Consider the following 7745-nt stretch of genomic DNA (forward strand, 5'->3'; position numbering starts at 1 on the left):
GCTGGGTGGGCTGCTGGGCCGCCTCCTCCTGGTCCTCGGCGGGGTCGGCGGAGATCTTCGGGGCGAGGATCGAACCGTCCGGCTGGATCTTCGGCAGGCTCTTCTGCGGGGCGGGCAGCAGGGCCTTCTTGTTGTCGATGGAGCCGTCGCCCTGGACGCCGTACATCGCGCTGTAGATGTTGCGCACGGCCTGACCGGAGGCGCCGGAGCCGGTACCGGCCTGGGCGATGGTCATGACGACCGTGTAGTCCTTGGTGTAGGTGGTGAGCCAGGACGTGGTCTGCTTGCCGTAGACCTCGGCGGTACCGGTCTTGGCGTGCAGCGGGATCTTGTCCTGCGGCCAGCCGGTGAACTTCCAGGCGGCGGTACCGCGGGTGGCCACGCCGGCCAGGGCCTGGTCCATCATGTCCCGGGTGGCCTTGGTGACGGGCAGCTTGCCGTGGGACCTGGGTTTGATCTCGGTGATGTGCTTGCCGTCGGGGCTGACGACCGCCTTGCCGATGGTCGGGGTGTACATGGTGCCGCCGTTGGAGATCGCCCCGTAGATGACGGCCATCTGGACGGGGGTGACGAGGGTGTCGCCCTGGCCGATGGAGTAGTTGATCGAGTCGCCCTCACGCAGCTTGTTGCCCTCGAGACAGTTCTCGTACGCGATCTTCTCGACGTAGCTGCCGTCCTTCTTGCCGGTCTTGCACCAGCCGTCCTTGTTGGCCTCCCAGTACCGCTGCTTCCACTCGCGGTCGGGGACGCGGCCGGTGACCTCGTTGGGCAGGTCAATGCCGGTCTCCTTGCCGAGGCCGAACTGGTGGGCGGCCTTGTAGAAGTAGTCCTTGGGCTTCTTCTTGGGGTTGATGCCACCGTCCTTCTTCCACTCGTTGTCCGAGAGGTAGTAGAAGACGGTGTCGCAGGAGACCTCCAGGGCCCGGCCGAGTGAGATCGGGCCGAAGTTCTCCCCCTCGAAGTTCTTGAAGACCTGGTTGCCGACCGAGTAGGAGCTGGTGCACGGGTAGGTGCCGTTGAAGTCGTAGCCGGCCTCCACCGCGGCGGCCGTCGAGACCACCTTGAAGGTCGAACCGGGCGCGGACTGGCCCTGGATGGCCCGGTTGAGCAGCGGGTAGTCGGAGTCCTTGCCGGTGAGCGCCTTGTAGTCCTTGGCGGAGATGCCGCCGATCCAGACGTTCGGGTCGTACGTCGGCGCGGACGCCATGGCGACGATGCGGCCGGTCCTGGCCTCCATCACGACGACGGCGCCGGAGTCCGCCTTGTAGTTCCTGTTGGTGTTCCGGTCCCACTGGGTGCGGGCTTCCTTCATCGCCTTGTCCAGCTCGTGCTCGGCGATCCGCTGGACCCGGGAGTCGATGCTGGTGACCAGGCTGGAGCCGGGTTCGGCGGCATCGGACCTGGCCTTGCCGATGACGCGGCCGAGGTTGTCGACCTCGTAGCGGGTGACGCCGGCCTTGCCGCGCAGTTCCCGGTCGTACTGCCGTTCCAGGCCGGAGCGGCCGACCATGTCGGAGCGCAGGTAGGGCGAGTCGGTGTCCTTGGCCCGCTGGACCTCCTCGTCGGTGACCGGCGAGAGGTAGCCGAGGACCTGGGCGGTGTTGGACTTCCCGGGGCCGGGGTAGCGGCGTACGGCCGCGGGCTCGGCGGTGACGCCGGGGAAGTCCTCGGCGCGCTCGTGGATCTGCAGGGCCTGCTTGGGGGTGGCCTCGTCGGTGATGGGGATGGGCTGGTAGGGCGAGCCGTTCCAGCAGGGCCGCGGGGTGTCGGCGTTGCACAGCCGGACCTTCTGCATGACGTCCGTGACGTCCATGCCGAGCACGCCGGCCAGCTTGGTGAGGACCGCCTTGCCGCCGTCCTCCTGCTTGAGCAGGTCGGTGCGGGAGGCGGAGACCACCAGCCGGGTCTCGTTGTCGGCGAGCGGCACCCCGCGTGCGTCCAGGATGGAGCCGCGTACGGCGGGCTGGACGACCTGCTGGACGTGGTTGCCGGACGCCTGCTTCTGGTAGTGGGCGCCCTCGCGGATCTGCAGGTACCACAGCCGGCCGCCGAGGGTGCCGAGCAGGGAGAAGACGAGGATCTGGATGACGACGAGCCGGGTCTGGACCCGTGTGGTCCGGCCGGTCTCGGGAATGTTGGTCACTGCTGCTGCCTCCCCCTCTCAGTGTGTGTACGAGCAGCGTGTGTACGAGCCGTGCACGACGAAGCCGTGGGACCGACGGCCCGTCAGCGTCCTTTCCTTCACAGCCGCTTGACCCCCTTGACGCGGCCGACCCGGGTGGTGCGGGCGCGGGCCTTGCTCTTCAGGCCGCCGAACGCGCCGCGCTGGCCGCCGATGTGCAGACCGGTGCCGGAGGAGAGCCAGCCGGAGGAGATGTCGGCCGCCTTCTTCGAGGCGGAGCCGGCCTCGCCGAGCGGGTCGCTCCCCGCGCGCCGGGCCAGCGCCATGATGCCGGGGACGACGAAGGGGGCGAGCAGCAGGTCGTACACGGTGGCCGTGAGCAGCAGGCCGGGCAGGCCGACGTGGCGGGCGGCGGTGTCGCCGACGAGGGCGCCGACGCCGGCGTACAGCAGCGTGGAGCCGATGGCGGCGCCGACCACCACGGCCATGGGTCCGGCGGCCGACTTGACCTGGCCGGTCTCGGGTTTGATGAGCCCGGCGAAGTAGCCGATGACGCACAGCACCAGGGCGTAGCGGCCGGCGGCGTGGTCGGCGGGCGGGGCGATGTCGGCGAGCAGTCCGGCGCCGAAGCCGACGAGGGCGCCGCCGACGTGGCCGTAGACCATGGCCAGGCCCAGGACGGTGAGCAGCAGCAGGTCGGGGACGGCACCGGGCAGGTGCAGCCGGGCCAGGATGCTCACCTGGATCATCAGGGCGACGACGACCAGCGCGGTGGAGAGCAGGATCCGGTTGAGGCGCATGGGAATGGAAAGCTCCTACTGCTGCGGTCGGCCAGGAACGGTGGCGTCGGCGGACGGGGTGACCGTCACGGTCACCGTGGGCGTCGGGGTCGGCCGGGGCTTGGGCGGCAGCACCTCGTCGCGCGGGTCCTTCCCCGGGGCTCGTACGACGACGCCGACGACGTCGAGCTTGGTGAAGGAGACGTACGGCGTGACGTACACGGTGCGGGTCAGGTCGCCGCCGGTGGGGTCGACGCGGGAGACCACGCCGACCGGGACGCCGGGCACGAACGGCCGGTCGGCCTGGGAGCCGAAGGTGACCAGGCGGTCGCCCTTCTTCACGTTCGCCTTGGCGTTGAGCAGCTGCACGCGCAGCGGGCGGTCGCCCTGGCCGGAGGCGAAGCCGAGTTCGTCGCTGCCCTCCATGCGGGTGCCGACGGTGAACTCGGGGTCGCTGGCGAGCAGCACGGTGGCGGAGGCGGGGCCGACGGTGGTGACACGGCCGACCAGGCCGTCGGCGTTGAGGACGGTCATGTCGCGCTTGATGCCGTCGTCCGCGCCCGCGTCGATGGTGATGGTCCAGGAGAAGCCCTGCGCGGCTCCTATGGCGATGACCTGGGCGCCCTTGATGCCGTACTGGCCCTTGCCGGCCAGCTTCAGCATCCCGTTCAGCTGGTTCAGCCGGCTGCGGTTGCGGTCGTCGCTGCCGAGCTCGGCCTTGAGGGCGGCGTTCTCCTTCTCCAGCGCGGCGAGCCGGTCATGGCGCTCACCGGAGTCGCGGACCGCGGAGACCGCGTTGCCGACCGGGTTCACCACGGCCGACATACCGCTCTCGATCGGGCCGAAGACGGTGGCGGCGCCGCGCCGGGCGCCGTCCACGGGGGAGTTCTCCCCACCGCGGATGTCCACTGTGATCAGCGCGAACGCGATGGCGATCAACAACACCAGGAGCAGCCGGCTCTCTTTCGTGTCCCTCACGTGCGACGGCCGTGCCCTTCCTCATAGGAACTGGGTGGCCCCCGAGAAGCGCTGACCCTGAGCGCGATCCCAAGGGGCCCGTTTGCGGAAGCTCATGCCTCTATATCAACGATCCGCCGCACGAGAGGGGATCACCTCGTACGGCGGAATCGGACATTTGTGTTATCTGCGCGGCTGGGCGTCGAGGACCTGCTGGAGCGCCTCGAACTCCTCGACGCACTTGCCCGATCCGAGCGCCACGCTGTCCAGCGGGTCCTCGGCGATGTGGATCGGCATGCCGGTCTCCCGGCGCAGCCGCTCGTCCAGGCCGCGCAGCAGCGCTCCGCCGCCGGTCAGAACGATGCCCCGGTCCATGATGTCGCCGGACAGCTCCGGCGGACACTTGTCGAGCGTCGTCTTGACCGCGTCGACGATCGCGTTGACCGGCTCCTCGATCGCCTTGCGCACCTCGGCGGCCGAGATGACGACGGTCTTCGGCAGCCCGGAGACGAGGTCCCGGCCGCGGATTTCGGTGTGCTCGTCGGTTTCCAGGTCGTACGCCGAACCGATCGTGAGCTTGATCTGCTCGGCCGTCCGCTCACCCAGCAGAAGGGAGTACTCCTTCTTGACGTGCTGGATGATCGCGTTGTCCAGCTCGTCGCCGGCGACGCGGATGGACTGGGCGGTGACGATGCCGCCGAGCGAGATGACCGCGACCTCCGTGGTGCCGCCGCCGATGTCCACCACCATGTTGCCCGTGGCCTCGTGGACCGGCAGGCCGGAGCCGATGGCCGCGGCCATCGGCTCCTCGATGATGTGTACCTGGCGGGCGCCGGCCTGGGAGGACGCCTCGATGACGGCGCGGCGCTCGACGCCGGTGATGCCGGAGGGCACGCAGACCACGACCCGCGGACGAGCCAGATACCGCCGCTTGTGGATCTTCAGGATGAAGTAGCGGAGCATCCGCTCGGTGATCTCGAAGTCCGCGATGACGCCGTCCTTCAGCGGACGCACGGCGACGATGTTGCCGGGCGTGCGCCCGATCATCTTCTTCGCCTCGGCACCGACCGCGAGAATGCCACCGGTGTTCGTGTTGATCGCGACGACGGACGGCTCGTTGAGTACGATCCCGCGACCCCTGACGTACACCAGCGTGTTGGCGGTCCCGAGGTCGACAGCCATGTCACGGCCGATGAACGACATTGAGTTCCCCATCAGGATTCGTCTGGCCTTCCCTGGGAGCTTTTGAGGGCATTTCAGGTACGGCGAGGTGGGTGCTGTGACGTGAAGGCTTCCATCGTAGACGCGCCTGCACGAACACTGCGCGAGGGTCTTCGCCATTGTCAGCGGATGGCGTACCGCCTCGCTTGTGGAGACGGCCCATCGGAGGCACTCGTTCCCCCGATCGGCATCCCCCATGCGGCGGGGCGGGCGGGTTCGCACGGCCGCCCGGACCGGGCGGCCGGCTGAAACTGATGGAACGTCAGGAAGAACGGCCGGGGCAGGTTCTTCCGGGGGTCAGCCGCGGCCCGGGAAGAAGATCTTGACCTCGCGCTCGGCGGACTCCTCGGAGTCGGAGGCGTGGATCAGGTTCTCCCGGACGATCACGCCGTAGTCCCCGCGGATCGAGCCCGGAGCGGCGGCGATCGGGTCGGTGGGGCCGGCCAGCGCGCGCACGCCCTCGATGACCCGCTCGCCCTCGACGATCATGACCATGACCGGACCGGAGGCCATGAACCCCATCAGCGGCTCGTAGAAGGGCTTGCCCTTGTGCTCGCCGTAGTGCTGCTCCAGGGTCTCGGCGTCCAGGGTGCGCAGCTCCAGCGCGGTGATCTGCCAGCCGGCCTTGCGCTCGATACGGCTGATGATCTCGCCGGTCAAACCACGACGGACGGCGTCGGGCTTGAGGATGACGAGGGTGCGCTGGGTCACGACGGAGCTCCTTCTTGCCTTACGGGTACGCGGTGGGACGAGGGTACAGGGCGCTGTCACGCAGCGTCAGGGGAGGAGGGCTCGGCGGGCCCGGCGGACTGAGCGGCGAACCTGGCCTTCGCCTCGTCGACCTTCCGCCCGAAGTGCACCGAGGCCCACCACAGGGCCGCGAACACCGCGCCCAGGAAGAACATCATCGGCACCACGAAGCCGGAGGCGATCAGCGCGACCTGCAGCACCCAGCCGAGGGCCACGCCGCCGGGTCGGGTCACCAGGCCGCACAGCAGCAGGCACAGCATCATGGCGACGCCGCTGACCGTCCACACGGTCGTCATGGACAGGCCGGGGTCCTTCATCGCGACCAGCGCGGCGAAACCGATGACGAAGAACTCGCCGATCAGGGTCGAGGAACACAGCGTACGCACGAGAAGTCAGCCCCTCCCCAGGAGCAGTCGGGCCTCACCGACGGTGATGACGGAACCGGTGACCAGCACACCGCCACCGGCGAACTCGCCTTCCTCCTCGGCAAGCGTGATCGCGGCCTCCAGCGCGTCCGGCAGCCGCGGCTCGACCTGGACCCGGTCCTCGCCGAACACCTCGACGGCGATCGCGGCCAGTTCGTCGGCGTCCATCGCGCGGTGGCTGGAGTTCTGCGTGACCACGACCTCAGCGAAGATCGGCTCGAAGGCCTCCAGCAGACCGCGCACGTTCTTGTCGCCGCTGGCGCCGACCACCCCGATCAGCCGGCTGAAGTCGAACGCCTCCCGCACCGCCTCGGCCGTCACCCGCGCGCCCGCAGGATTGTGCGCGGCGTCCAGCACCACGGTCGGCGAGCGCCGCACGACCTCCAGCCGGCCCGGCGAGGCGACGGACGCGAACGCCTTGCGGACGGTCTCCGCGTCCAGCGGCTCGGCGCGCTGGGCGCCGACGCCGAAGAACGCCTCCACCGCGGCGAGCGCCACGGCGGCGTTGTGCGCCTGGTGGGCGCCGTGCAGCGGCAGGTACACCTCGGTGTACTCGCCGCCCAGTCCGCGCAGGGTGAGCAGCTGCCCGCCGACGGCCACCTGCCGCGCCAGGACGCCGAACTCCAGCCCCTCGCGGGCCACGGTCGCGTTGACCTCCACGGCCTTCTTCAGCAGCACCTGGGCGGCGTCCACCGGCTGCTGCGCCATGATCACGGTGGCGTCCTGCTTGACGATGCCGGCCTTCTCCCCGGCGATCTCGCCCGTGGTGGCGCCGAGCCGGTCGGTGTGGTCGAGGGCGATGGGGGTGACGACGGCGACGTCCGCGTCGATGACGTTGGTGGCGTCCCAGCTGCCGCCCATGCCCACCTCGACGACGGCCACGTCCACCGGCGCGTCGGCGAAGGCGGCGTACGCCATGCCGGTCAGCACCTCGAAGAAGGACAGGCGGTACTCCTGCGAGGCGTCGACCATCTCCACGTACGGCTTGATGTCGTGGTACGTCTCGACGAACCGCTCGGCGGAGACCGGCGCGCCGTCCAGGCTGATCCGCTCGGTGATCGACTGCACGTGCGGGGAGGTGTACCGGCCGGTGCGCAGCTCGAAGGCGTCGAGCAGGGCCTCGATCATGCGGGCGGTGGAGGTCTTGCCGTTGGTGCCGGTGATGTGGATGGAGGGGTACGACCGCTGCGGTTCGCCCAGGACGTCCATCAGCGCGGAGATCCTGCTGACCGAGGGCTCCAGCTTGGTCTCGCCCCAGCGGGTGGCCAGCTCCCCCTCGACCTCGCGCAGCGCCTTGTCGGTCTCGGGGTCCTCCGGCCGCGCGGGGACGTCTGCCCGCAGCGGCCCGCCCTGCGTCCGCAGGGTGCGGCTGCCGGCCTCGATCACCGCGAGGTCGGGGTCGCGGTCGCCCGCCGCGGAAGCGGCTGATGTCTGCTCCGTCGCGATGATCTCGTCGAAGGAGTCGAGGGGGTCGGGCTGACCGCTGGGGTC

At 69.7% G+C, this 7745-nt stretch carries 7 protein-coding genes; all 7 read right to left on the reverse strand.

The window, feature by feature from the left end:
• The coding region (gene mrdA, locus C1I97_RS26205; RefSeq protein ID WP_111005629.1) for a penicillin-binding protein 2 at positions 1-2143 on the reverse strand (2143 nt) is incomplete at its 3' end.
• Positions 2144-2241: 98 nt separating this feature from the next.
• Positions 2242-2922 (reverse strand): rod shape-determining protein MreD, encoded by a 681-nt coding sequence (gene mreD / locus C1I97_RS26210; protein WP_111005630.1) that lies wholly within the window; start codon positions 2920-2922, stop codon positions 2242-2244.
• A gap of 15 nt (positions 2923-2937) precedes the next feature.
• Positions 2938-3879, reverse strand: a complete 942-nt coding sequence (gene mreC, locus C1I97_RS26215) for a rod shape-determining protein MreC (protein WP_111005631.1) — start codon at positions 3877-3879, stop codon at positions 2938-2940.
• 162 nt (positions 3880-4041) lie between these two features.
• Complete coding sequence (locus C1I97_RS26220) at positions 4042-5061, reverse strand: rod shape-determining protein (protein WP_111005632.1); 1020 nt, start codon at positions 5059-5061, stop codon at positions 4042-4044.
• A 315-nt stretch (positions 5062-5376) separates the two neighbouring features.
• Complete coding sequence (ndk, locus tag C1I97_RS26225; protein WP_111005633.1) at positions 5377-5790, reverse strand: nucleoside-diphosphate kinase; 414 nt, start codon at positions 5788-5790, stop codon at positions 5377-5379.
• A 56-nt stretch (positions 5791-5846) separates the two neighbouring features.
• On the reverse strand, positions 5847-6215 hold the full coding sequence (locus C1I97_RS26230) for a DUF4233 domain-containing protein (protein ID WP_111005634.1): 369 nt from the start codon (positions 6213-6215) through the stop codon (positions 5847-5849).
• 6 nt (positions 6216-6221) lie between these two features.
• On the reverse strand, positions 6222-7745 hold a 1524-nt coding region (gene folC, locus C1I97_RS26235; RefSeq protein ID WP_258382743.1), incomplete at its 5' end, for a bifunctional tetrahydrofolate synthase/dihydrofolate synthase.

Origin of the sequence: Streptomyces sp. NTH33, from assembly GCF_003236365.1 — a bacterium.
Taxonomy (GTDB): domain Bacteria; phylum Actinomycetota; class Actinomycetes; order Streptomycetales; family Streptomycetaceae; genus Streptomyces.

Excerpts from the sequence above, each read along its gene's own strand:
- mreD (WP_111005630.1), bottom strand. The coding sequence starts at position 2,922 with ATGCGCCTCAACCGGATCCTGCTCTCCACCGCGCTGGTCGTCGTCGCC.
- C1I97_RS26220 (WP_111005632.1), bottom strand. The coding sequence starts at position 5,061 with ATGTCGTTCATCGGCCGTGACATGGCTGTCGACCTCGGGACCGCCAAC.